The organism is Streptomyces sp. SYSU D01066-1 (assembly GCF_054956795.1).
This window is the reverse complement of record NZ_JBUDHV010000008.1, coordinates 159036-184069: the sequence shown is the minus strand read 5'-3', so window position 1 is coordinate 184069 and position 25034 is coordinate 159036. Positions and strand designations below refer to the sequence as shown.

Sequence of the window (25034 nt, the reverse complement as noted above, 5' to 3'; positions counted from 1 at the left end):
CCTCAGGCCCACTCCAGGCGCAGCGGCAGCCGTTTGACCCCGAAGATCCCCCGGGGGTCGTGGAACTCGACGCCGGGACCGGCCGCCATCGCGCTCCAGCGGGTGAACATCGTCTCCAGGGCGATCCGGGCCTCCAGCCGGGCCAGCGGGGCGCCGACGCAGAAGTGGATGCCGTGTCCGAAGCTCAGGTGCGGGTTGGGGGTGCGGCGGACGTCGAAGCCGTCCGGCTCGGCGAACTGCCGCTCGTCCCGGTTGGCCGAGGCGAGCCAGGTGACGACCAGCTGTCCGGCCGGGACCCTCCGGTCGCCGATCCGGACCTCCCGGGTGGTCCTGCGGGTGACCGGGGCCAGCGGGGTGCGGTAGCGCAGTACCTCGTCGATCGCGGTGGGCAGCGCGCTCGGGTCGGCCCGCAGCGCCTCGGCCGCCCGCGGGTGCTCGTCGAGGGACACGATGCTGTTGCCCAGCAGCGCCGTGGTCGTGATGTGTCCGGCGAGCAGCAGCAGCCCCACGAATCCGACGATCTCCTCGTCGTCCAGGCGCTGTCCGTCCACCTCCGCCGCGACCAGGTCGCTGATCAGGTCGTCCCCGGGGCGGGCCCGGCGGGAGCGGATGTGCTCCAGGCAGTAGGGGTTCATCTCGCGCATGACCAGGGCCATGGAGTTGACGCGCTTGGCGTTCGGGATGAAGCCGGTCTGGCTCTCCGGTGACACCAGGGCCTCCGACCACCGCCGGAACAGCGGACGGTCCGCGGCCGGGATGCCGAGGAGTTCGGTGATGACGATCACCGGGAGGGGGTACGCGAAGTCCGAGATCAGCTCGATCTCCTCCGCCCCCTCCATCGCGTCCAGCAACTCGCCGGTCACGGTGGCGATCCGGGGCGCGAGCCCGGTCACCGTGCGCGGGGTGAACGCCTTGCTGACCAGGGTGCGCAGCTTGCGGTGCTGGGGCGGGTCCTTGCGCAGGACGTTGCCCTTGCGGAAGAGGTCGACGTCCTTCTGGGACGGGGACAGCGTGCTGGTGTCGGAGGAGAAGGCGGCCGTGTCGGCCAGTACCCGTACGGCGTCGGCGTGGCGGAAGACGTGCCAGACGCCGGCCTGTTCGTCGTGGCTGACCGGCGACTCGTCCCGCATCCGCCGGAACCAGGCCAGCACCGAGGCGCTGTCGGCGGACTGGTCGGCCAGCCCCGTGCCGCGTTCTGTCGTGTCCATGGGGCGCCCTCCGGCGTCAGTAGGCTTCCTTGGCGTTGATCCGGTCCGGCGCGTACCGCTCCCCCGGCTTCGGCCGGTAGGGCTCCCACCGCGGCGGGTTCCCGGTGGGGTCGTCGCCGAGCACCACGACCCGCAGCCCGGTACGGCGTTGCGTGTAGTCGTCGACGGCGTAGTGCTGGGTGACCCTGTTGTCCCAGATCGCCACGTCCCCCTCGTTCCACCGGTAGCGGCAGGTGAACTGCGGGGAGGTGGAGAACTCGGCGAGGTACTGCAGGAGCGCGTCGCTCTCGTTCCTGCTGAGCTGGACGATGTGCGAGGTGTGGGTGCGGTTGACGAACAGGGCGCGGCGGCCCGTCTCCGGGTGGACCCGCACCACGGGGTGTTCGGCCCGGCTGTCCAGCCCGGGGATGTGGACGGCGTGCACGGCGGTGAGGCCGTCGAGCAGGTCGCGCAGGGGCGCGGAGAGGGACTCGTAGGCCAGGTACTGGTTCGACCACATGGTGTCGCCGCCCTGTCCGGGGCTGCGGACGATCTGCAGGACCGATCCGATGGGCGGGTTCGGGGAGTACGTCATGTCGGTGTGCCAGATGGGGATCTTGCCGTCCTGCTCCGAGTCGATGATCTGGATCTCCGGATGTCCCTCGGGGTGCGGCAGATAGGGGTGGACCTCCAGCTCGCCGAACCGGCGCCCGAAGGCGACCCGGGACTCCGGCGTCCACCCCTGCTGGCCCGGGACGAAGATCACGAGGTACTCCAGGAGCAGGCGGCGCAGTTCGGCGAAGTCCCCGTCGGTGATGTCCTCCAGCCGTACGCCGTGCACCTCGGCGCCCAGCGCGCCGGTCAGCGGCCGGACGTCGAAAGCGGTCCTGAGTGGTCGCGTCATCGTTCGTTCGCCCTTCTTCGGTCATGTGGCGGTCACGGCGGCGGTCACGGCGGTGGTCGCGGCGGTGGTCGCGGCGGTGGTCGCGGCGGTAGTCACTGTGGCGGTGGTTTCGGCGGTGGTCGCGGTGGTGGTTTCGGCGGTAGTCACTGCGGCGGTCGTGGTGGTGGTCAGGCCGGTGGGCCGGACGTCCGCCGGCCGGGCAGCAGACCGAGCTGCACGAGCCGGTCCAGCGGGGTGAGCGGGCGCATCCCGAGGCCCGACATGTTGTAGGTGGTGAGGTAGCGCAGCCGGGTGTCGCGGGCGGTCCCGCTCAGCAGGCGCCGGCCCAGCGTCCGGCCGCCGCGCGAGGTGCTGGTCATCATGCGCGCGGCGTTGTGGCTCATGACGTGGATGTCCTTGATCCGGCCGAGGCGTTCGTCCTCGTAGGCGCGCAGGGCCCGGTCGACGGAGGCGCCGTCGGAGAAGTCGGCGTGGGCCAGGTGGGGGGCGAGCGCGTGGGCGTCGCCGATGGCCGTGTTCATCCCCTGGGCGGCCAGCGGGTGCACGCAGTGCGCCGCCTCACCGGTCAGCACGATGCCCGGCCGTACGAGACAGGGCGCCCGGTACCGGTGGACGGGGAGCAGCTGCCGGGTTCCCAGGGCGGCTTCGAGGTCCGCGGCGAGCGGGCCGAGCGCGGGTACCTGCGCGACCAGGCGCTCGCACCACTGCCGCAGCCGCGCCGTGTCGGCCCTCCTCAGCTCGTCGGCCGCCACCTGGACGTAGAGGCGTGCCCGGTCGCCGGGCAACGGGTAGATCATGACCAGCCCGCGGCCGGTGACGTGGGCGGACACCTCGTCGGGGGCGACCGGCGCGCCCGACAGTTCGAGGGACAGCAGCCGGTGGGGGTAGGCGACCGGGCCGACGCTCACCCCGGACAGTCCGCGCAGCCGCGAGGACTTGCCGTCGGCGGCCACGACGAGCCGGCCGAGGATGTCGCCGTCACGGGTCCGGACGCCCGTGACGCGCCCGTCCGGGTCCTTGACGAGGCCGTCGACGAGGACGCCGCGCCGCCAGGAGACCGTCGTGCCCAGACCGTCCCCGAGGCACCGGAGGATCGTGGGGTAGTCGTGCGACAGCATCCAGGACCGCTCGGCGCCGAGGAGTCCGAAGTCCATGGTGAGCAGTTCGCCGCCGTCCGCCGTCCGGGCCACGAGCCGGTCGAGCCGGACCGCCTTCCTGGCCTCCAGGGCGGGCAGTACGCCCCACTCGCGCAGTATGTCCAGGGACCCGGGCTGGAGCACCTCGCCCTTGGCGACCGGGGGCTGCCGCTTGTTCTTGTCCAGCAGGACGACGTCCAGCCCGAGCCGGCCCAGCGCGTGGGCGACCGCCAGGCCGGCCACCCCGGAGCCGCAGACCACGACGTCCGCGTGCTCCGGGTGCTGTCCCTGCTCCAGGTGCTCCGGGTGCTGTCCCCGCTCCGGGTGCTGTCCCTGCTCCGGGTGCTGTCCCTGCTCCGCGTGCTCCGGGTGCTGTCCCTGCTCCGCGTGCTCCGCGTGGCCGGAACCGGTCATGCCGCCCCGCCCTCCCCCGGCCGCGCGGGCCGGCCGGCCGCCGCCGTCGTCGCCGCCCGGTAGCTCCCGAGCGCCTTCAGCGCGAGTCCGTCGACGATCAGTCCGTCCACGTAGGAGGCGTGGTGCCGGATGTGCACACAGACCGGGCTCGCCGGCCACCGCCCGTCGGGCCGCTGCGCGCCGGCCAGCCACCACGCCGCCCGCCGCAGCCGCGGGTCGCCGGCCGGTACGCCCGCGGCGAGCAGGCCCCGCAGTGCCCAGGCCGTCTCCTCGACGGTGCCCCGCGCCGGGTCGTCACCCGCGACGCCGGTCGCACCGGGCCCCCACGAACCGTCGGCCAGCTGGGAGCCCAGCAGGTGGTCGCGGGCGCGTCGGGCGGCCGGGTGACCGGACACACCGGCGCGGCCGAAGGCCACCAGCGCCAGGGACGTGCCCGGGGTGAGGCCCCGGTACCACAGCGCCTCGTAGGCGCCGTCGTCCCGCTGGTGGGCCAGCAGCCAGCGCAGGGCCCGGGCGACCCGGGGGTCGTGCCGGGAGGCGCCGCCCTCGATCAGGACGTCGACGCTCTGCGCGGTCACGTAGGGACAGGGGCCGTCGTTGGCCAGCGTGGTGTCGGGGACGAAGGTCCCCCAGGAGCCGGCGCGGTCCTGCCGCGACCGGAGCCAGCGCAGCCCGCGGCGCAGCCGTTCGTCGCGGTCCCGGTCGGGGGCGGCCAGCAGGGCGCTGAGCACGTTGGCGCTGTCGAGGAAGTTGGGCCAGCCCCGCGGGCCCTCCCAGCCCCAGCCGCCGGGAGGGGCGCCGTAGACCGGGTACGGCTGGTCCTGCTGGCAGTCGCGCAGCCACTGCCGGGCGCGGGCCAGCCGGGGGTCGGCGGCGTGGCCGGCGTCCGCGAGGCCGCGGGCGACGTAGGAGCCGCCGATCAGGTCGAGGCCCTGCATGATGTGCCAGGAGCCGTCCGCCGTGACGTTGGCGCGCAGGTAGTCGACGGTGTCGGCGATCGCGCGGGGCGGGGCCTTCGTACAGCTCAGTCCCAGGCACACCACCGCCGCCAGCCAGTTGTCGCCGCCGTAGCCGCCGCGCCGCGTCTCGCCGCGCTCCACCTGCGCCAGGGCCCGCAGTCCGGCGGGCCTGGCCAGCCGGTCGAGCAGCCGGGCGAGGGGGCCCGGCCGGCCGTACCGGGCCTGGACGAACGCCATCGCCACGAAGGGCGCCACCCGGAAGGACAGCCGGCGGCGCCACAGCCGCGCGGGCAGGAGCAGCAGCTCCAGCGGGATGCGACGCGCCCCGCGCATCTCCGCCAGGCCCGCCGGCACGAGGAACGTCCGGGCCATCTGCGCCATGCCCGGGTCCGTGAACGCGGCCACCCCGCCCCGCGCCTCCAGCAGCTCCAGCGCACGGCGTACGGGCTCCTGGGGCGCCAGGGGGGCCAGCAGGCGCAGGGTCGCGGCAGCGATCACGGTGGGCACCGGCTGGGTGGCGGCACCGGCCACCCCGCCCCAGCCGCCGTCGTCGTTCTGGGCGCCGACCAGCCAGGTGACGCCCCGCTCGATCAGGTCGCGGGAGCGTTCGCGGTCGGCGGTGTGCAGCGCCGCCAGGGCGCCGGCCGTGCCCAGCACGGCGGTGGGCCGCCGGTTCGGCCAGGAGCCGTCGGCGCGTTGCGCCGCGAACAACGCGTCGGCCGCCCGCGCGAGCGCCGACTCGACACGGCTGTCCGGGGGCGGGGGCGGGGCCGGGGTCGGGGTCGGGCACATGGCGGACCGGTCCGCCTCTCCTCGGTCGTGGACGGTCATGTGAGGGGCTCCGGACGGAACGGCTCGGTCAGGGGCAGGTCGGCCGGGTTCTCCCCCGCCTGCGGCGAGAACTCGTGCCCGGCGCGCATCGATCGCTGGGTGACCAGGGTGAGGGCCAGCAGCGGGACGAGGACGGCGAGCGTCCACAGCGGCCCGAGCCCCGGCACCAGCAGGGCGCCCGCCAGCACCAGCCGCTCGGCCACCAGGACCTCGTGCGCGCGCAGCGCCGTCCGTGAGGTCAGCGCGGCCCCGGGGGCGAACAGTAGACGGAAGGCGTGGCAGCCGAGCGCGGCGGCGACCAGGAGGACGACGAGACAGGCCGCCCCGGCGGACAGCACCAGCAGCGCCCCGGCCATCGCCGTGCCCAGGGCCGCGGCGTAGAGGGCCAGCGCGGTCCGGGCCGCCGTGCGCACGCCGTGCCGGACGGTGAACGTCACGTATCCGCCCGCACGGTCCCCGCGGACGTCCCGCACCGTGCCGACGAGGTTGGAGGCGGCGTCGTGGGCCCAGAAGACCAGCACGAACACCAGCAGCCGCCACCGCGGGCACGGCTCGCTCGTCATCTGTCCGAAGACGAAGACCGCGCCGGTCAGCGCGCCGCGGACCAGGTTGCCGCCCAGGCCCCGGGCCTTGAACAGCCCGCTGTAGGCGAGCGCCCCGCCCACCCCGAAGGCCAGCACGAGGGCCGTGCGCGCATGGGTGGTCAGGGCGAGCGCGCAGGCCGCGCAGACCAGCAGCGCACCGCACCACAGCGCGGTCGCGGGCCGCATCCGCCCGGACGGCAGCGGGCGCTGCGGTTTGCTGACGGCGTCGAGTTCGCGGTCGAGGTAGTCGCCCAGGTAGTGGGCGGCGATCCACACCAGGGTGGGCACCAGCCAGGCGACGGCCATCGTGCCGGGCGAGGGCCCGTCCGCGGTCCCGCCCGCGAGGCCGTCCGGGGCCCCGTCGGCGGCTCCGTCCGGGGCCAGCACCGCGCCGGCCAGGCCTACCAGACCGACGTACCAGAGCGTGTAGGGCCGCCACGTCGACACGTGCGCGGCGACCGTCCGGGCGGCCCGGCTGCCGCCCATCTCAGGCTTTCCTCGCCGACGCGTAGTCCGCGATCCGTGCCAGGGCGTCGGCGCTCGCGGCCGACGGCAGGCCGGTCAGGCACTGTTTGGCCCGCTCGACGAAGTGCGCGGCGTACCGCCCGGCCGCGCCGCGGGCGTCGGTCGCCTCGATGATCCCCCGTATCCGCGCGGGGGTGTCCTCGTGTACGGGCGTTCGGCCGAACGCCCGCTCCAGCTCCCGCCGTCCGCTGTCGTCGGCGTGCCGGTAGGCCATCAGCAGCGGCAGCATGGGGCGGCGGTTGCGCAGGTCGCTCTCGGCGGGCTTGCCGGTGAGCTCGGGAGTGCTCTCGAAGGCCAGCAGGTCGTCCCGGATCTGGAAGGCGGTGCCCAGGTGCCGGCCGAACTCGCCGAGGCGGTCCGCCCATTCGGGCCGGCCGCCGCCGAGGACCGCGCCGATCCGGCAGGCCGACTCGAACAGCTCGCCGGTCTTCAGCCGGGCCATGGTGAGGTACTGCTCCACGGTGCAGCCCAGGTCGCCGGTCAGCTCGGCTTCGAGCAACTGCCCACGGCACATGTTCAGTCCGGCCGAGGCGACGGCGGCCACCACCGTCGCGACGGCGGCGGCGGAGACGCCCGGGGGCCTGGGGCCCGCCAGCACGGCGAAGGTCTCGAAGATCAGCCCGTCGCCGACCAGGATGGCGGTGGGGACGCCGAACGCGGCCTGCACCGAGGGGCGTCCGCGCCGCAGGTCGTCCTCGTCGATGATGTCGTCGTGCACCAGCGTGGCGACGTGCAGGTACTCGACGGCCAGCGCCAGTTCGGTCAGCTCCTCCGGACGGCCCCCGACGCAGCGCGCCGCTTCGAGCAGCAGCAGGGGGCGGAGCATCTTGCCGGGCGGCAGCAGGGCGTACTCCGAGATCTTGCTCAGCTGGTCGGCCTCGCGTCCGCGCCGGCGGCTGAGGAGGTCGAGGTTGAGCCGGTCCCGGTCGGTCAGGAGCGAGTCGGGGTCCGTCGCCTCCGCGTCCTGTATGCCGGCTCGTTCTTCAATGGGCCGCATCGCGTGCATGACCTTTCTCGCTCGCCGCGTGACCGGCCGTCGCCGTCTCGGTGGGTGCTGTCTTGGTGGGTGCCGTCTTGGTGGGTGCCGTCTTGGTGGGTGCCGTCTTGGTGGGTGCCGTCTTGGTGGGTGCCGTCTCGGTGGGTGCCGTCTCGGTGGGTGCCGTCTCGGTGAGTGCTGTCTCGATGGGGGCCGTGGCGGTGGATGGCGTGGCGGTGGGTGCCGTGACGGTGGGTGCCGTGACGGTGGTGTGGAGGGTGCCGATGCCGGTGATCGACACCTCGACCCGGTCGCCGGCGGTCAGGGGACCGGAGCCCGCGGGGGTCCCGGTGAGGATGACGTCGCCGGGCAGCAGGGTCATGTGTTCGCTGACCAGGGCGATGACGTCGCGGACCGGCCGCAGGAGGGACCGGGTGGTGTCGCGCTGCCTGGTCTCGCCGTTCACGGTGCAGGTGATCACGGCGTCGTCGGGGTCCAGTTCGGTCGCCAGCCAGGGGCCCAGCGGGGTGAGACCGTCGAAGTGCTTGGCCCACACGGGCGGGAAGGCCGCCGGCCCCGGCGCGCGGGCGTACGCCGTGAGGTCGTTCGCGCAGGTGTAGCCGGCCACGACCCCGGCCGCCTCGTCCGGCCGGACCCGCTTGCAGCGCGTCCCGATCACGACCGCCAGCTCGGCCTCGTGTCTCAGCTCCCAGGAGGCGCCCGGATGAGGGACCGGGGCGCCTGAACCGGCCAGCGAGGACGGCGGTTTGAGCAGGACGGCGGCCGACGCGGCGCCCGCCGTCGCCCCGTTGCCCCCGGTGTGCCCCGCCGCCGGGTAGTTGAGGGCGAGGCAGACGATCTTGCTCGGTTCGACGGGCGGCAGCAGGGCGATCTCCCCGACCGGCCTGGCGGGACCGGTGCGCCCGGTCCAGGTCCCGGTGCGCGGGTCGTGGTCCACGGGGACGACGACGCCGAGGCCCTCCGGGCCCTGTTCGACGCGCCCGTGTCCGCGGTGACCGCCGTCCGCGTACCTGCAGATGAGCATGGATCCTGCCTTTCTCGCGCCTGCGGCCGGGGAGGAGGGGTCACCAGGTGACGGGCAGTTCCCGAAGGCTCAAGGTGACGTGGCCGCCTCGCCAGCGCAGGCTCCGCGGTGGCACGGCCAGGCCGATCCGCGGGAAGCGCCGCAGGACCGTCGAGAACGCCACCCGCATCTCCAGGCGCGCGAGGGCGGCGCCGAGACAGTGGTGGGCCCCGTGCCCGAAGGCGAGGTGCGGGTTCGGCTGCCGGGTGATGTCGAAGCACGCCCCGTCGGGGAAGACCCGCTCGTCGCGGTTGGCGGCGTTCACGGAGATCTGCACGAGGTCGCCCGCGGCCACCAGCTGACCGTCCAGCCGTACGTCGCGCGTGGCCACCTGGAGACGGTTGACGTCGATGACCGGCTGGTGGCGCAGCACTTCCTCGATCGTGGAGTCGAGGAGCCGCGGGTCGCCGCGGAGCCTGTCCAGCTGGTCCGGGTTCTGGAAGAGCCTGAACAGTCCGGCGGCGATGGCGGTCTGCGTCGTCTCCAGGCCGCCGGCGAGGATGACGACGGCGAGCGAGACCAGCTCCTCCCGCGTGAGCTTTCCCGCCTCCTCGGCCCGCACCAGCGTGCTCAGCAGGTCCGCGCCGGACCCGGCCGGACCACCCGCACCGGATTCGGCCGGACCGCCCGCACCGGACCCGGCCGGACCACCCGCACCGGATTCGGCCGGATCACCCGTACCGGACCCGGCCGGACCACCCGCACCAGGCCGCACCGATCCGCCCGCGCCGGACCCCACCGATCCGCCGGAGTCGGACCCCACCGATCCGCCGGGGCCGAGCCGCGCCCGCTTGGCCCGTGCCGCCTCGGCGACGTAGGCGCCGAGTTCCCGCCAGGCCGAGGGGTCGGCCTCGCGGCCCACCACCGTGATCCGGTCGCACCAGCCGTTCAGCCGTTCGTGGTCCTCGGCGGGGAAGCCGAGCAGCTCGCAGATGACGACGGCGGGCAGGGGCGCGGCGAACCGGCCCATCAGGTCCCCCGGCGGGCCGTCCCGCTCCAGGCCGTCGAGCAGGTCGTCCGCCAAGCCTTGGACGAACGGCCGCATCGCCTCGACGCGCCGGACGGTGAACGCCTTCGCCACCAGGCCGCGCAGCTCCAGGTGCGGACGGCCGTCCATGTTCACCGTGCGCGGGCCAAGGACGGCCCCGTCGGACCGGGGCGCCCGCGCCCCCGCGATGTCCCGGGTGAACCCGTCGCCGGACAGCACGGCCCGGACGTGGTCGTAGCGGGTCAGCAGCCAGGCGGTCCTGCCGTCCGGCAGACGTACCCGGGACAGCGGCTCCGTCCGGCCCGCGCCGGCCAGGGCCACGGGCAGCTCACCCGCGTGATCCGCGCAGCTGGGATATTCGACAATACGGTCCACACGGTCCACACGGTCCACACGGTCCATTGAAGAATTCCCCAGTCCACTCCGGCCCAGTTCAGTCCGGTCCAGCCCGGTCCGGTCCGGTCCAGTCCGTCCGCCCGGCTCGAACACCCGATTTCCGCTGAAAACGCTAGGGATCCGCCGGTGCGGCCAGCAACCCCTGATTTGTGGGGGGTACCGGGGCCGGGGTGCACGTGATACCTGTTTATGGATGGACCCAAGAAGTGCCGGCCGAGATCACATTCTCATTCGTCTCGAATCCCTGCTGAAAGAAGTCTGCGACCGGTGCCCCGCCGATCTGTCCACAGCCGGTGACGTGCCGCTGCCGAGTCTCGGGGTCGACTCCCTCACCTTGGTGCTCCTGCTCGACAGAGTGGCGGCCGAATTCCACGTCAGCTGGGATTCCGGCACCCCGACGGCCGCCGTCGGCTCGTTGCACGCGCTCGCTGATTTCGTCGCGGAAAAGATGTCGCACGAACACGGATAGCTCTTCGAGAACTCTGCGAGGACGTCTTCGAGGGTGGAGGAAAGTGCGAACGCGAAACACCTACCTGGCCGGAATCGGAGTGTTCCTGCCCGAGCCGCTGAGCGTCCCGGCGGCGGTCGCGCGGGGGCTGGTTCCCGCGGACCGGGCGGAGGAGCACGGGATCACCGGGGTGGCCGTGGCCGGCCGGATCCCCGCGCCGGAGATGGCGCTGCGGGCCGCCGCACGAGCGCTCGCGGACAGCGGGCTGAGGGCCGAGGACATCGGGCTGCTGCTGTACGCGTCGGTGTGGCACCAGGGCCCCGACGGCTGGGGCACGCCGTACTACCTGCAGCGGCACCTGCTCGGCGACGACGTGCTCGCGGTGGAGATCAGGCACGGCTGCAACGGCGTCTTCAGCGCGCTGGAACTGGCCGCGCCGTACCTGTCGGCCCTGCCGGAGGGCCGCGCGGCCCTCGTCGCGGCCGGCGACAACTTCGGCACCCCGCTGATCGACCGGTGGGACCAGGGCGACGGGATCGCGTACCTGGGTGACGCGGCGGGCGCCGTGGTGCTCAGCAGGTCCCCCGGCCGGGCGGAGGTGCTCTCGCTGTGCACGGACAGTTTCTCCGAGATGGAGGAGGCGCACCGGTCCGGCGAACCGCTGTTCCCGCCGGGCGCCACCACCGGAACTCCTCTGCATTACGGCGCGAGGGCCGAGCTCTTCCAGAAGGAAGCCGTCGCGAAGGACCACTGGATCCGGTTTCTCATCGGCCACCAGCGACGCAATGTCGCCTGTATGACGCGCGCGCTGGAGGAGGCCGGTGTGACGGCCGCCGAGATCAAGAACGTCCTCGTCCATGGAATGCCGCGCCAGGCCGCCGTCTCCTACCTCAAAGTCCTCGGTTTCCCCCTCTCCCGGTCGACCTGGGATTTCACGAGGACCGTCGGTCATCTCGGCGCCGGCGACCATCTGGCCGCCCTGCACCACCTCATGTCCACCGGCCGGCTGGTACCCGGGGACACCCTGTTGCTGTGCGGATTCTCTCCGGGCCTGACCTACAAGGCGGCGGTCGTCCGGATCCTCGATGCACGTCCGGTCCAGGAATCCCCGTCCCCATTCCCATTCCCATTTCCGTCCCCGTCCTCATCACCGTCCCCATCCCCGTCCCCGCTCTCATCCCCATCCCCGCCCTCATCCCCACCCCCATTCCCGTCCCCGGACGCGAAGGAGTGACCCGGTGGATTTCGACCTCACTCCACGCCAGCTGAAACGGACCGAGCGGGTGCGCGGCGCCGCCGCCGCCCCGGTCTTCGCGCCGTCGGACGCCGTGGCCGGCCGCGCTGCCTGGCGGGCGGCCGGAGAGCTGGGCCTCACCGGGCTGTGCCTGCCCGAGGAGCACGGCGGCGGCGGACTCGGCGCCCTCGACACCGCGCTGTGCCTGGAGGCGTTCTGCGCCGGCGGCGCGGACGCCGGCCTCGCCTTCGCGATCGCCGCGCACCTGCTGGCCTGCGGCCGGGTGCTCGCCGAACACGCCCGGGACGCCGAGACCCGCCAGGGCGCCGAGGACTCCGTGGCGGCTGCCCTGCTGCCCGGACTGAGCGCCGGCACGCTCGTGGCCGGCAACGCGATGACCGAGGACGAGGCCGGTTCGGACGTCGGCGGGCTCGGCACCACGGCCGTGGCCGACGGCGACTGCTACGTGCTGAACGGCACCAAGTCCTTCGTGAGCAACGCCCCGTCGGCCGACGTCCTCCTCACCTACGCGGTGACCGCGCCCGGCGCCGGCTTCCTCGGCATCTCGGCCTTCGCGGTCCCCCGCGACCTGCCCGGCGTCCGGGTCGGCACGCCCCTCGCCAAGACGGGCCTGGCGGGCTGCGCCGCCGCACGGGTCGAGTTCGCGGAGTGCCGGGTCCCCCGGCGCTGTCTGCTGGGCGCCGAGAACGAGGGCAGCCGCGTCTTCCAGCGGTCGATGACCTGGGAGCGGGCCTGTCTGCCGGCGATCTACCTCGGGGTGATGGACGTCCAGCTGCGCCGCTGCCTGGCCCACGCGCGGCAACGCCGGCAGTTCGGCAGGAGCATCGGGGACTACCAGGCGGTCTCGCACCGGCTCGCCACCATGAAGCAGCGCCTGGAGAGCAGCCGCCTCCTCCTCTACCGCGCCTGCTGGTACGTCGACCGGGACCACCCGGACGCCCCCGGGGCCGCCGCCCTCGCCAAAGTCGCGGTCACGGAGGCCGCCGTCGCCAACGGCCTGGACGCGGTGCGGACGTTCGGCGCCAGGGGCTGTCTCACCGACGACGGGATCGAACGGCAGCTGCGGGACGCCGTACCCCTGCACGTCTTCTCCGGCACCACCGACGTCCAGCGGGAGATCATCGCCAAGGGGATGGGCACATGAGCGCGACGGCCGGCCACCGGGACGACGGGCACACCGGCGGACCCACCCACCGCCACCCCGGCCCGACTCACCCGACTCATCCGACTGGCCCGGATCGCCAGACCCACCCGGACCCTCCGACCCGTTCGACCGACCCGCACGCCCCGCACAACCCGCACGCCCCGCACGCCCTGCACACCCTGCTGGCCGCGTCCGCCGCCCGCACCCCGCACGCCCCCGCCGTCGCCGGCCCCTGCGGCGAGGCGAGCTACGCGGAGCTGGACGACCGGGCCGACGCCCTGGCCCACGCGCTGGCCGCCCACGGAGTGGGACGCGGCGACCGGGTGGTCGTATGGAGCCCGAAGTCCGTCGACGCGATCGCCGCGGCGCAGGCGGCCCTGCGGCTCGGCGCGGCCTACGTCCCGGTGGACCCCCTGACGCCCCCGGAGCGGGCCTCGCTGATCGCCCGGGACTGCGGGGCGCGGGCGCTGTGCGCGCCGGCCGGCCCGCTCGGCCGGCTCCCCGGCCGTCCCGGCCGCCCCGGTCACCCGGCCCTCGTCGACCTCGCCGACGCCGGCCGACCCGCCCGGTCCGGCCCGCGTCCGCACCCGCCGGTCGCCGCCCGCGTCGACCCCGACGACCTCGCCTACATCCTCTACACCTCGGGATCGACGGGTGCGCCGAAGGGCGTCTGCGTCAGCCACCGGGGCGCCCTCGCCTTCGTCGACTGGGCCGTGACGGAACTCGCGGCCGGCCCCCACGACCGGTTCGCCAACCACGCCTCGTTCACCTTCGACCTCTCGGTCCTCGACCTCTACGCGGCGTTCGCGGTCGGGGCGGCGGTCTGCCCGGTGCCCGCCGAGTTCGCCTACGCGCCGCAACGGCTCGTGGAGTTCCTGCACCGGGAGCGGATCAGCGTCTGGTACTCGGTGCCGTCCGCGCTGATCCTCATGGAGCGCGACGGCGGCCTGCTGGACCGGCCGCCGCCCGCCGCGCTGCGGGCGGTGCTGTTCGCGGGCGAGCCGTTCCCCGTCCGCTACGTCCGCCGGCTCGCCCGCTGGACCGGGGCCCGGCTGCTCAACCTCTACGGCCCCACCGAGACCAACGTGTGCACGTACCACGAGGTCCGGCCGGCCGACCTGCGCCGTGACCTGCCCGTCCCCATCGGGACGGCGTGCTGCGGCGACCGGGTCTGGGCCCGTGCGCCCGACGGCACCGTCGTGGGCCCCGGCGCGGAGGGGGAGCTGGTGGTCGACGGGCCGACCGTCTTCCTCGGCTACTGGGGCGGGCCCCCGCACACCGGCCCCTACGCCACCGGCGACCGCGTCCGGGTCCGGCCCGACGGCGCCTTCGACTACCTGGGGCGGACCGACGACATCGTCAAGGTGCGCGGCCACCGCATCGAGCCGGGCGAGGTGTCGGCGGTGCTCCAGGCCCACCCCGGGGTCGCCGAGGCCGCCGTCGTCGCCGTGGGCGAGGGCCTGCAACGGCGCCTGGCGGCGTACGTGGTCCGGTACGTGGCCGGAGACGCCGGGCCCGGCGCGGTCGCGCTCAGACGCCACCTCGCCCGGTGGCTCCCCCCGCACATGATCCCGGACGAGATCCACTTCGTCCCGGACCTGCCCCGCACCGCCCGGGGCAAGCTCGACCTCGGCGCCTTGCCGGCCGTACGACGACCAAGGGGTGACAGTGACAACGGCACACACACGGGACGAGATCACGGGACACCTGCTCCGCTTCGTCCGGGAGAACTTCCTCGCGGGTGACCCGGACGGCGAACTCGACGAGGACACGCCCCTGCTGGAGTACGGAATCCTCAACTCCCTGAACACCGCGACCCTCATCGGCCACATCCGCGACGAGTTCGGCATCGTCGTACCGCTGGCCGACGTCACCGCGGAGAGCTTCAGGACCGTCGCCAGTCTGAGCACCATGCTGCACGAGAGGCGAGTGCGCGCCGATGCCCGAACTGACAGCTGACCTCTTCCTGCTGCACGCCCCGAGCGTGTACGACTTCCGCGACCGCGACGACATGCTGTTCGCCTACCTGAGCGACAGCGACAGCGTCAACGTCACCTCGGTCTACGAGATGTACCCGGTCGGCTGGTTCTCCATCAGACAGCGGCTGGCCGAGCACGACTTCGACTGCCGGATCGTCAACGTCGCCTCGCTGATGCTGATGCACCCCGGCCTGGACGTGGAAGCGCTCATCGCCCGCCTCGACGCGCCGGTCTTCGGTTTCGACCTGCACTGGATGACCCAGTGCCACGGCGCCGTCGAACTGGCCCGGGCCGTCAAACGCGTCCACCCCCACGCCCTGACCGTCTTCGGCGGCATCTCCGCCACCTACTACGCCGAGGAACTGATCCGGTACGACGCGGTGGACGTCGTCGTCCGGGGCTACGACACCCTGGAGCCCGTCACCCGCCTCATGGAGACCGTGGTGCGGGGCGAGCGGGACCTCGGGTCCGTCCCGAACCTCCTGCACACCTCCCCGCGCGGCATCGAGTCCACCGGCTTCACCCACAAGCCCGCCACCGGCTACAACAACGTCGTCAACGACTGGTCCTACTACCGGGCCGCGCCCGTGACACCGCTGTCCAGCAAGCTCATCATGACGCTGCCCAACACCGGCTGCGCCCACGACTGCGGCTGGTGCGGCGGCTCCCGCTTCGCCTACCGGAACATCATGGACGTACGCCGGACGCTGGTGCAGAAGGACCACGACCTGATCGTCGAGGAACTCCGGACCATGGGGGAGGCGGCCCGGCACACCTCCATCTACGCCCTGCAGTGCTACTCGGAGAACAAGAACCGGATGCACCGCTACCTCGACGCGGTCAGCGAGGTCGGGTACCGCAGCGTCTACTTCGAGCAGTTCCACCTGACCCCCGAGGACACGCTGAGGAAGATGGGCGAGTCCACCGACGCCTACATCATGCTGTCGCCCGAGTCGCACGACCCCAGGATCAGCAAGGCGGCCGGGCGGGGCACCTTCTCCATGCGGGAGATGGAGGAGTGGATCCCGCGCGCGCTGGACGCGGGCGTCAAGGGCGTCATGGTGTGGTTCTTCATCGGCATGCCCTACCAGGACCGCCGCTCGGTGCTCGACACGGTCGCCTACTGCGAGGAGCTGATCCGGGGGTTCCGGGGGCAGCCGGTCCTGCCCCTCATCTGCCCGATGGTGCCCTTCCTGGACCCCGGCTGCCGCTTCTTCGAGGAACCCGACCGGCACGGCTACCGGATCCACCACCGCACCCTGGAGGAACACCGGCGGGCCATGGTCGAGCCGCTGTGGCACCGGCGCCTCAACTACGAGACGCGGTGGCTCAGCCGCCGGGAGCTGCAGGACGTCTCCTACGAGGCGATCGCCCGCCTGGTCTGCGTCAAGGGCGAGTACGGCGTCCTGTCCGCCGAGTTCTGCGAGGGCGTGCTGAGCACGATCGACCAGACGCGCCGGCTGCTGGCGGAGATGGAGCACGCCCTGGAGCTGGACGGACGGCTGCCGCCGGGCCTGCGGGACGAGGTACGCGCGTACAACCGCAAGATCCTCGCCTACTCCAGCGACCAGATCCTGCCGATGCCGAGGCCCTTCGGCGGACGCTGGTTCGACGACGCCACCGTGCCGGCCGAACTGATCCGCGAGGTCTCGGCACACCCCGGCGGCTGACGCGGCGGCTGACGTGACGGCGCCCCTCGGCCGCGAGGCCGGGGGCGCCGTCCCTGCGCCGCCGCGTCAGCCCGCCGCCGCGATCCGGTCCAGTACGTCCGCGGCCCGGCGTACGTCCTCGTCCAGCGCGCGGTCCTCGACGATCGGCTCGACCGCCGCCGCCAGCTCGTCCATCACCCGCACGCAGCCAGGGGCCGTCAGCCCGCGCTCCGAGACGTGGACCGCCTGCCGCAGCGCGACGGCGAGCGAGCCGTGCAGCAGGCGCAGCCAGCGCGCCTGGTCGAGCGCGTTCAGCGCGGCCTGGGTGCCGAACGGGACCACGTCCTGGTTGTGCCAGTTGGTGGGCAGGCTCTGGACCGATGCCGGGGCCGCGCCGCGGCGCATGTGCGCGATCAGGGCGGTCGCCGTGAGCTGCATGCCCTGCACCGCGTGCTGGCGCCCGGGGTCGGCCGACAGCATGGGCGGCAGTCCGCCGTTGCGGCCCGGGTCGATGAGCAGGTCCAGCTGCCGTTCGGCGAGGTTGCCCAGCTGGGTGGCGACCAGGGACAGCAGGTCGGAGGCGAAGGAGACGTGCTGCCCGAAGAAGTTGCCGCCGTGCGCCACCTCGTCCCTCTCCGCGAAGAAGAGCGGGTTGTCGCTGACACCGCCGAGGTCGTCCCGGACCACGGAGTCCGCGTACCGGATCGCCGACCCCACCGCGCCGACCAGCTGCGGCACGCAGCGGATCGAGTACGGCTCCTGCAACGGCCTGGCCGTGGCCGGGACCACCCCGTCCAGGTACGCGCGCAGCTCGGTGCCCACGGCGGCGCTGTCGGGGTGGCCGAACGCCGACAGCAGCGAGGCCGACAGATGGCCCGGCGCGGCCCCCACCACGTCCGCCAGCAGCGCCGACAGCACCGTACCGGCCCTGCGCGAACGCTCCAGGCTCACCAGGGCCAGGGCCGCCGCCGCCAAGGTCACGGACGTGCCGTTGACCAGTGCCAGCGCGTCGCGGCCGGTGAGGGTCAGGGGCCGCAGACCGGCCCGGCGCAGGGCCTCGCCGGCGGGCAGGCGCTCGCCGTCCAGGTAGGCGTGTCCGCGTCCGCGCAACGCCGAGACGAGGGCGGCGAGCGGAACGAGATCGCCGCTGGCGCCCAGCGACCCGAACCGGGGCACGGCGGGGGCGAACGCCGAGCCGAGGGCTGCGGCCAGGCACTCGACCACCTCGCACGACACCCCGCTGCGGCCACGGCCCAGCGACACGAGCCGCACCAGCATCGCCGCCCGCACGACGGCGGGCTCCAGGTCCGGTCCCTGCCCGGCGCCCAGGTGCGCCAGTACGTTCTCGCACTGGTCGGCGGCCTCCGCCCGGCCGGGGAAGCCGGCCAGCGCCCCCAGCCCGGTGGTCGCCCCGTACACCGCGGGCCCGCCGGACACCCGCTCCCGCACGAAGCGGTGGCAGTCGGCCAGCCGGGTCAGCGCCTCCTCGTCGAGCACGACCCGCAAGGGGGCGCCCGCCCGTTCCAGATGGGCGGGTTCGAGCACGGTGCGGCCGAGCCGGAAGGCGACACCGGCGGAATCGGCGACGACGGACACGGTGCCTCCTGGGAGAAGTGCCTTCGGGGGGAAGTGCCTCCGGGGGGAAGTGCCTTCGGGGGGAAGTGCCTCCGGGGGGAAGTGCCTCCGGGGGGAAGTGCCTCCGGGGGGAAGTGCCTCCGGGGGGAAGTGCCTCCGGGGGGAAGTGCCTCCGGGATGGTGGGGAACGCCCGTCACGGCCGTCCGGCCGGCTGCGGTTCGACCCAGCGCCGTCCGTCGGTGGAGGCGGTGAGCCCGCCCTCGAACATGGGCGGCTCGGCCTGGCCCGTGCCCAGCAGGGCGCGCAGCTGCAGTTCGGTGCCGGCCGACAGCACCTCGCGCACGGTGCTCGTGCGCAGCATCCCCGTCACGTCGCCGGACGCGTCGGGAGCGGCGATCGCCTCCCGCATCGAGGTGACCGCGGCACCCACACCGCCCGGCCCGCCGGGGGCCTGCCCGTCAAGGCCGCCCCGCGGCTCCTGCGCGCGCGCGAAGTCCGCTCCGGAGACCCCGCCCACCAGGTCGACGAACGCCTCCTTGGACACGCCCTCCTGCCCGGTGACCTTGCGGGCCTGCCAGAAGTAGGACTCCTCGTCCACGTGCGTCTGGTAGAAGGCCGTCAGGAAGTCCCGGAACAGCGCGAACTCGCGGCGGTAACGCGCCTCGAACTCGCCGAAGGCGCGCTTCTCGTCCACCTCGTCCGCCAGCACCGCGTTGACCGAACGGGCGGCCAGCAGCGCCCCGTAGGTGGCCAGGTGCACCCCCGAGGAGAACACCGGGTCGATGAAGCAGGCCGCGTCCCCGACCAGGGCCATGCCGGGCGACCACAGGGCGGTGCGGTCGTAGGAGTAGTCCTTGCGCACGCGCAGCCGGTCGTAGGGCTCGTGGGTGGCGCGACGCGCCCCGGACAGGAAGTCCCTGATCATCGGGCACTCGTCGATCAGCGCGTCGAACGCCGCCTCCGGATCGCCCTGCACCTTGGCCGCCAGCTCGCGCTTGACCACGGCGCCCACGCTGGTCAGCGTCTCGGACAGCGGGATGTACCAGAACCAGCCGGACGGGAACGCGGCGCACAGGATGTTGCCCGCGTTGGGCTCGGGCAGGCGACGGCCGCCCTCGAAGTAGCCGAACAGCGCCAGGTTCCGGAAGAAGGGCGAGTACTCCCGCCGCCCCTCCACGGCGTTGTGCAGCCGGCCGCGGTGCCCGGAGGCGTCGATCACGTAGCGCGCCCGTGCCTCGTGCTCCCGCTCCTGCCCGTCCGAGGCGTCGCGGTAGCGCACCCCGCCGACGCGGCCGTCCTCGCGCAGCACGTCGACGACGGTGTGGCGTTCGCGCACGTCCACCCCGGCCCGGCGCGCGTTGTCCAGCAGGATCTTGTCGAACTTCGTGCGCTCGACCTGGTAGGCGAAGGAGGTCGGACCGGCCATCCGGCGGGACAGCGCGAAGGAGAACGTCCAGGGCTCGGGATTGGCGCCCCAGCGGAACGTGCCGCCCCGCTTGCGGGTGAACCCGGCCCGCTCCAGCTCCTCGGCCACGCCCAGCAGCGGGCAGATGCCGTGCACGGTCGACGGCAACAGGGACTCCCCGATCTGGTACCGGGGGAAGCTCTCCTTCTCCAGCAGCAGGACGCGGTGGCCGTCCAGCGCGACCAGGGTGGCCGCGGTCGACCCGCCCGGCCCGCCGCCCACCACGATGAGGTCGTACGTGTCTGTGCTCATGGTCGTGTGACTCCGTTCTCCGGGGAGGTGTCGGCCTCTGGGCCCCCTGGGGCCGGGAGCGCGGCGCTCAGCTCCGCGATCGTCGGGTGTTCGAGCACGTGCTGGAGCCGACAGGCGAACCCGGCCCCACGCAGCCGGGCGGCCAGCTGCGCCGCCCGCAGGCTGTCCCCGCCCGCCTCCAGGAAGTCCTGGTGGACGTCGGTCACGGTGGTCCCCAGCACCTCCCGCCAGTGCGCGGCCACGCTCCGCTCGGTGGGCGTCCGCGGCGGCGTCGGCGCGGCCTGGCCGGTCCGGGTGCGGACGGGCGCGTCGTCCCGTACCGCCGGCAGCGCGGCCCGGTCGATCTTGCCGTTCGCGGTCAGCGGCAGCCGGCGGACCACGGTGATGCGGCTCGGCAGGAGGTAGCCGGGCAGCCGCTCCCGCAGGCGTTCGCGCAGCAGCTCGGCGGTGCCGGCCGGGGCGGGATCGGCGACGACGTAGGCGACGAGCCGCCGGTCGAGGCCGTCACCCGTGGCCACGACCGCCGCCTGCCGCACCTCGGGGCAGGACAGCAGCAGGTGCTCGGCTTCGCCCGGCTCGGCCCGCTGCCCGCGGATCTTGACCTGTCCGTCCAGCCGGCCGCGGAAGTCCAGCCGGCCGTCCGGCAGGAGACGGCACAGGTCACCGGTGCGGTACCAGCGTCCGGACCCGCCCGGTCCGGAACCGTCCGGACCAGAGCCATCCGGACCGGACCCGCCCGGACCGAACTCATCCGGACCGGACCCGCCCGGACCGAACTCATCCGAACCGAACTCATCCGGACCGGACCCGCCCGGACCGGTCACGAAACGCGAGGCGGTCAGTTCGGGCCGGCGCCAGTAGCCGAGGGCGACGTTCGCCCCGCCCAGCCACAACTCGCCGGTGGCGCCCGGCGCCACGGGACGTCCCTCCTCGTCGGCCAGCCGGAGCGCGGTGTTGGCGATGGGCCGGCCGATGCCGGGCACCGGATGCTCGTCCAGGCGGCAGGCGGTGGCGAAGACCGTGCACTCGGTGGGGCCGTACAGGTTGACCGAGACCATGTCGGGCACCTCGCGCAGCCGGTTCCACAGCCCGGCGCCGATCGCCTCGCCGCCCATCAGCAGGGCGCCCGGCCGGGTGTCGGCCGCCAGCAGTCCCGCGTCCACCATGGCGCCGGCCACCGTGGGCACCGCCTCGACGACGCTCAGGCGTCGGGCGCGGACCGTGTGGACGTACAGCTCCGGGTCGGCGCGCTCCTCCTCGCCGAGGACGTGGAGTTCATGGCCCCCGACCATCCACAGCAGCGGGTTCCAGGACGCGTCGAACGACCAGGGGACGCCGTGCGCGACCCGCTCGGCGCCCCGCTCGGCAGGGGACCGCCGGCCGCCCGCCAGGCCGAAGAAGTTCTCCTCCAGTTCGCCGTGGAGGTTGACGAGACCGCGGTTGCCGACGAGCACCCCCTTGGGGCGGCCGGTCGATCCGGAGGTGTAGACGAGGTAGACGGGCACGTCACCGGAGCCGGCCGGGCCGGCCGCCGGCGTCGGCGCCGTGTCCCGTGGCCGTCGTGACAGCAGGCACCGTCCGAGGTCGGCGGGCGCGTCGCGCTCGGGCGGGGCGAGCCGCGTCCAGGGACCGGTGCCCACGTCGGGCGGGTCCGCCAGGTCCGAGAGCACCGCGACCGGCTCCGCGTCGCGGACCAGGCCGGCCAGCCGGTGGCCGGGGGCGTGGGCGTCGAGCGGCAGGTAGACGGCGCCCAGCTTCGCCAGCGCCAGGACGGCCATCACGGCTCGCGCCGAACGGTCCATCACACAGGCGACGATGTCGCCCCGGCCCACCCCCCGCGCGGCGAGCAGGGCGGCCAGCCGGTCGGTCGCCCCGTCCAGCGCCCCGAACGTCCACGCCGCGCCGCCCGCCACCAGCGCCGTACGCCCCGGTGTCTCGCGCGCCCTGCGGACGAACGGCTCCCACCACGCGCGCTCGGGCCGTGCACGCCGCGGCCCGCGCAGCACGTCCCCGCCCGGTACGGCGATCCGCCCGTGCGCCGGCTGCCTCATGACGACGACCGCCTCGCCGCGACGGACACATGCCCCGGCACGACCACGCCCCCGCCCACGCCTCCACCTCCGGCCACGCCTCCAGCTCCGGCCACGCCTCCGGTCCCGTCCCCGCCCCCGCCTCCGGTCCCGTCCCCGGCCACGTCGAACCCTTCGCGGCCGAGGCCGGTCAAGGTCCGCCAGAACGTTCTGGCACCGTCCGCGGTGAGCACGTCGAGATGGGACCCGGGCAGCACCCGCGCGGCGAACCGGCCCCCGGCCCACCGCCGCCAGGATTCGGCGGAGCTGTCGTCCAGCCGCGGATCGTCGGCCCCGTACATGGCCACCAGGTCGCACGACAGCGCACCCGCACAGGCACCCGCGCCCGCGCCCGCACCGGCCTCCGCACCCGCACCCGCGCCCGCCGCCGTATCCGCACCCGCACCCGGACTCGCACCCGCCGCCGTATCCACACCCGGCCCCGCACCCGGCCCCGCGCCCGGCCCCGCGTACTCCCCGGTCATCCGCAGATCGGCGCGCAGGGTGCGCAGCGCGTAGTCCAGCATCTCGGGATGCTCCCGCAGCCGCGCGGTGTCCAGCAGCCTGCTGCCCTCGATCAGCCGGAGCAGCTCGGCGTCGGTGAGCGCGGTGGTGCGCAGCCGGCCGTGCGCCGGGGCGCCCACCCCCACCACGACCAGCGCGGCCGGTGGACGGTCCAGCAGCCGCGCCGCCTCGAAGGCCACGAAGCCCCCCATGCTGATGCCCACGAGCACGGTCCGCGGCAGCCGGTGCGCGCCGACGGCGGACGGCAGTTCCGCGCTCGCCTCGGCGGCCAGGGAGAGCAGCGAGTCCGCCGCCGGGAGGCCGGCCCGCGCGCCCCGGCCGGGGTACTCCACGCCCCACACCTCACCCGGAGCCGCGCCCCGCGCCAGGGGCCCGCAGGTGGCGCGGGAGCCCCCCGCCGGCGGGAACACCACATAGCTGAAGGGGCTGTCGCCCGGTCGAAGACAGCGCAGCACGCGAAACGCCATGATCTCACCATCTGAAGTCGGCGAAGGCTGGTCGCGCCCGCTCGGCAGCCCGCGGCCGGGCCGGGAACTAGTAGATGCCTTCGGGCGCGGTGTCGGTGATCTGGAGGGGCCGGACGTTGGCGACGCCGTCACAGGGCCAGTCCGGACCGGTGTCGTAGCGCATCGCCTGGTCGCGTTCGAGGATGTTGGGGAGGAAGAGGTCCTCGTGCAGGACCGTCAGACGGACCCGGCCCAGCGCGCCGTACGGTACGGTCCGCCGCCAGTCGTTCCGGTCGGTGACGGCCATGACGACCTGCGGATGGTGCGGTACGTACGGCAGCACCCTGCCGTCCGCCGAGGCGGGCAGGCCGGCCGCGCTGCCGAACGTGTTCCCGTAGGTGCGTCCGAGGGCCCCGCCGGCCAGGACCTCGGTGAACGACCGGTACATGCCGGGAGTGATCTGGGTGCCGCCCAGCCAGACGCCCTTCAGCGTGCCCGCGAGGTCGGGCGCGGTCCGCGCGAAGGCGTCGAACAGGACGGACGTGGTGGTCAGGTAGTCGACCGGCTGCCCCCGCACCACATGGGCCATCTGCTCGACGACGTGCCGGGTGTACGCGTCCGCCTCCGCCCGGCGCCCCTGCCTGACCAGGGTCTTGACCCACCGCGGGTCGATGTCGACCGTGTGGACGCGCGCCCCGTGGTGATCCGCGAGGTCCCCGATGCCGCTGCCGATGACGTGCGGCCCGGTCGGCGTGGCCTGCAGCCAGACGCGCCCCGGCTCGAACCCCGCGGCTTCCAGCCCCCGGCGGCGCCACAGCACGCGGTGCCGGTGCATCGCGTCGGTGTACAGGACCCGGCAGGGATCGCCGGTCGTGCCGCCGGACTCGTAGACGCGGCCGGCCAGTGGCCTGGGCACCGCCCGCGGCACGAGGTCGGCGGGGTCGCGCGTGCGCAGGTCGGCCAGCGGGAACGGACCGAACTCGATCAGTTCCTCGTGACGCTTGACGTCCCGCGGGTCGAAGGGCAGGGCCGCCGCGCGTTCCAGCCAGTAGGGGCTGCCCGTGTCCGGATCGAAGTGGCGGGCCACCACCCGGCGCGTCCACTCGTCGAGGTCCTGGCCGAGCCATCGGTTCAGGTCTTCCACCATGGGCTCCTCACAGGCCGCGCAGGGGCGTTCCGGATTCGTGGACGGAGTCGAGCGCCTCGGGGATGTGGTCCTGGTGCTGGATGTGCACGACGGCGTGGTCCAGCGCGCCGAGATAGCGGTCCACCATGGCCGGACCGATCAGGAGGGACAGCCGGGTACGGTGCTCCGCCAGGCGTCCGGCCAGCCGGGGCACGCTGATGGGGTGGGTGTGGTTGCGGCGGAACATCTCCCGCACCTGCCCCGCGGTCGCGTACCGCCCGGGTTCGGTGCCCCCGACGAGCGGGACCTCGGGGTCCCGGAACGCCGTGGCCTCGGCCCAGACCCCGACGAACCGGCTGACGTGGTCCTGCAACGGCGAGTGGAAGGCCCGGGTCGCGGTCGGCGAGACGCGCAGCGCCTCCCGGTCGGGGATCCGCTCGGCCAGCCGCCGCAGGGCGTCGCGGTATCCGGACAGCAGCACCACCCGCGCCCCGCCGTCCGGGGTGAGCCCGATGTCCGCCGCGAGGTACACCCCGTCCGGGAACCCGCCGGCGTACTCCTCCGCCGTCATCCCCGCGGGCAGGCGCAGTCGGGCGATTCCCTGGGCCGGGTCCGGCTCCCCCCGCGGCCTGGCCGGCCGCGGCACCTCACGCATGCCCGCGAGCAGCTCGCACAGCTCCCGCCTGCCCACGGCGCCGGCGACCGCCGCGGCGATCAGGCCGCCCAGGCTCATCCCGCCGACGACATCGGGCCGCACGCCCTGCCCGGCCAGCACGTCGCACGTCCCGAACACCACGGCCGCCCGCCGGACGGCGCCCACCTCCCGGTGCTCGACGGCCTGGTCGGGTTCCCACCTGAGCAGCCGTTCCACGGGCACGCCGGTCCACTCGGCGGCACGCGCGTACGCCTCGCGGACCGCCGGGTGGCCGTCGTACAGGTCGGTGCCGGTGCCGGGCGGATCACCCAGTCCGCCGTCGATGATGTACGCCAACGCCATGGTCACCTCTGCTCGTGGACGCCGGTCGCCACCCAAGGTGTCACAGATGGGCACCCGGCCGTCACCCTCAGAAATCAGGGGTTGAGGCGGACGCGGTTCACCGGCATGGACGACGCGCA

At 74.1% G+C, this 25034-nt stretch carries 20 protein-coding genes and 2 pseudogenes; 7 read left to right on the top strand and 15 right to left on the bottom strand.

All coding sequences use genetic code 11. The annotated features are described in order from the left end of the window. Positions 1 to 2 precede the first annotated feature (2 nt). The 7 genes from ACY1JF_RS11040 to ACY1JF_RS11010 are packed head-to-tail and all read right to left on the bottom strand — an operon-like array spanning position 3 to position 7537. Positions 3 to 1208 (bottom strand): cytochrome P450, encoded by a 1206-nt coding sequence (locus ACY1JF_RS11040; RefSeq protein ID WP_462704847.1) that lies wholly within the window; start codon positions 1206 to 1208, stop codon positions 3 to 5. A gap of 16 nt (positions 1209 to 1224) precedes the next feature. Continuing rightward, positions 1225 to 2091 (bottom strand): TauD/TfdA dioxygenase family protein, encoded by an 867-nt coding sequence (locus tag ACY1JF_RS11035; protein WP_462704846.1) that lies wholly within the window; start codon positions 2089 to 2091, stop codon positions 1225 to 1227. A 21-nt stretch (positions 2092 to 2112) separates the two neighbouring features. After that, positions 2113 to 2238, bottom strand: a complete 126-nt coding sequence (locus ACY1JF_RS11030; protein WP_462704845.1) for a hypothetical protein — start codon at positions 2236 to 2238, stop codon at positions 2113 to 2115. 20 nt (positions 2239 to 2258) lie between these two features. Beyond that, a complete protein-coding gene (locus ACY1JF_RS11025) occupies positions 2259 to 3641 on the bottom strand; it encodes an FAD-dependent oxidoreductase (protein WP_462704844.1) in 1383 nt (460 codons plus the stop codon). Next, positions 3638 to 5431: a prenyltransferase/squalene oxidase repeat-containing protein gene (locus tag ACY1JF_RS11020; protein ID WP_462704843.1), complete on the bottom strand. Its 1794-nt coding sequence runs from the start codon at positions 5429 to 5431 to the stop codon at positions 3638 to 3640. Before ACY1JF_RS11020 ends, ACY1JF_RS11025 begins: the two co-directional genes overlap by 4 nt. Beyond that, entirely contained in the window at positions 5428 to 6501 is a 1074-nt protein-coding gene (locus ACY1JF_RS11015; protein ID WP_462704842.1) for a UbiA family prenyltransferase, read from the bottom strand. The genes ACY1JF_RS11020 and ACY1JF_RS11015 overlap by 4 nt, the downstream gene beginning before the upstream one ends. A 1-nt stretch (position 6502) precedes the next feature. After that, the gene (locus tag ACY1JF_RS11010) at positions 6503 to 7537 is read right to left on the bottom strand and encodes a polyprenyl synthetase family protein (protein WP_462704841.1); all 1035 of its coding nucleotides are present in this window, start codon (positions 7535 to 7537) and stop codon (positions 6503 to 6505) included. On the opposite strand from ACY1JF_RS11010, the pseudogene ACY1JF_RS11005 reads away from it, so the two are divergent. Further along, a pseudogene (locus ACY1JF_RS11005) lies at positions 7509 to 7652 on the top strand (hypothetical protein); the annotation flags it as partial. The gene ACY1JF_RS11010 and the pseudogene ACY1JF_RS11005 overlap by 29 nt on opposite strands. A gap of 138 nt (positions 7653 to 7790) precedes the next feature. Here ACY1JF_RS11005 and ACY1JF_RS11000 read toward each other — a convergent pair. Beyond that, positions 7791 to 8561, bottom strand: a pseudogene (locus ACY1JF_RS11000) (fumarylacetoacetate hydrolase family protein); the annotation flags it as partial. 40 nt (positions 8562 to 8601) lie between these two features. Continuing rightward, positions 8602 to 9963 (bottom strand): cytochrome P450, encoded by a 1362-nt coding sequence (locus ACY1JF_RS10995; protein ID WP_462704840.1) that lies wholly within the window; start codon positions 9961 to 9963, stop codon positions 8602 to 8604. Between the two features lie 214 nt (positions 9964 to 10177). On the opposite strand from ACY1JF_RS10995, the gene ACY1JF_RS10990 reads away from it, so the two are divergent. From ACY1JF_RS10990 to ACY1JF_RS10965, 6 genes are read left to right on the top strand one after another with little or no spacing between them, the layout of a single operon-like run. After that, entirely contained in the window at positions 10178 to 10453 is a 276-nt protein-coding gene (locus ACY1JF_RS10990) for a phosphopantetheine-binding protein (protein WP_462704839.1), read from the top strand. A gap of 43 nt (positions 10454 to 10496) precedes the next feature. Next, positions 10497 to 11666 carry a ketoacyl-ACP synthase III family protein gene (locus tag ACY1JF_RS10985; RefSeq protein ID WP_462704838.1) on the top strand — a complete coding sequence of 390 codons (1170 nt, stop codon included), beginning with the start codon at positions 10497 to 10499 and terminating at the stop codon, positions 11664 to 11666. A gap of 4 nt (positions 11667 to 11670) precedes the next feature. Beyond that, a complete protein-coding gene (locus ACY1JF_RS10980; protein ID WP_462704837.1) occupies positions 11671 to 12831 on the top strand; it encodes an acyl-CoA dehydrogenase family protein in 1161 nt (386 codons plus the stop codon). Next, a complete protein-coding gene (locus tag ACY1JF_RS10975; protein WP_462704836.1) occupies positions 12828 to 14576 on the top strand; it encodes an amino acid adenylation domain-containing protein in 1749 nt (582 codons plus the stop codon). The genes ACY1JF_RS10980 and ACY1JF_RS10975 overlap by 4 nt, the downstream gene beginning before the upstream one ends. Continuing rightward, positions 14500 to 14790, top strand: a complete 291-nt coding sequence (locus ACY1JF_RS10970) for an acyl carrier protein (protein WP_462704835.1) — start codon at positions 14500 to 14502, stop codon at positions 14788 to 14790. Before ACY1JF_RS10975 ends, ACY1JF_RS10970 begins: the two co-directional genes overlap by 77 nt. Beyond that, a complete protein-coding gene (locus tag ACY1JF_RS10965; protein WP_462704834.1) occupies positions 14771 to 16480 on the top strand; it encodes a cobalamin-dependent protein in 1710 nt (569 codons plus the stop codon). The genes ACY1JF_RS10970 and ACY1JF_RS10965 overlap by 20 nt, the downstream gene beginning before the upstream one ends. 66 nt (positions 16481 to 16546) lie before the next feature. Here the strand turns inward: ACY1JF_RS10965 and ACY1JF_RS10960 are convergent, their stop codons facing one another. From ACY1JF_RS10960 to ACY1JF_RS10935, 6 genes are all read right to left on the bottom strand, one after another. Continuing rightward, entirely contained in the window at positions 16547 to 18055 is a 1509-nt protein-coding gene (locus tag ACY1JF_RS10960) for an HAL/PAL/TAL family ammonia-lyase (protein WP_462704833.1), read from the bottom strand. A gap of 173 nt (positions 18056 to 18228) precedes the next feature. Next, entirely contained in the window at positions 18229 to 19752 is a 1524-nt protein-coding gene (locus ACY1JF_RS10955; protein WP_462704832.1) for a tryptophan 7-halogenase, read from the bottom strand. Continuing rightward, positions 19749 to 21803, bottom strand: coding sequence for a non-ribosomal peptide synthetase (locus ACY1JF_RS10950; protein WP_462704831.1), 2055 nt, complete (start codon positions 21801 to 21803; stop codon positions 19749 to 19751). Before ACY1JF_RS10950 ends, ACY1JF_RS10955 begins: the two co-directional genes overlap by 4 nt. Next, positions 21800 to 22813, bottom strand: a complete 1014-nt coding sequence (locus tag ACY1JF_RS10945) for a thioesterase II family protein (protein WP_462704830.1) — start codon at positions 22811 to 22813, stop codon at positions 21800 to 21802. The genes ACY1JF_RS10950 and ACY1JF_RS10945 overlap by 4 nt, the downstream gene beginning before the upstream one ends. A 67-nt stretch (positions 22814 to 22880) precedes the next feature. Continuing rightward, the gene (locus tag ACY1JF_RS10940) at positions 22881 to 23939 is read right to left on the bottom strand and encodes an acyl-CoA synthetase family protein (protein WP_462704829.1); all 1059 of its coding nucleotides are present in this window, start codon (positions 23937 to 23939) and stop codon (positions 22881 to 22883) included. 7 nt (positions 23940 to 23946) lie between these two features. After that, positions 23947 to 24915, bottom strand: coding sequence for an acyltransferase domain-containing protein (locus ACY1JF_RS10935; protein ID WP_462704828.1), 969 nt, complete (start codon positions 24913 to 24915; stop codon positions 23947 to 23949). Positions 24916 to 25034 lie beyond the last annotated feature (119 nt).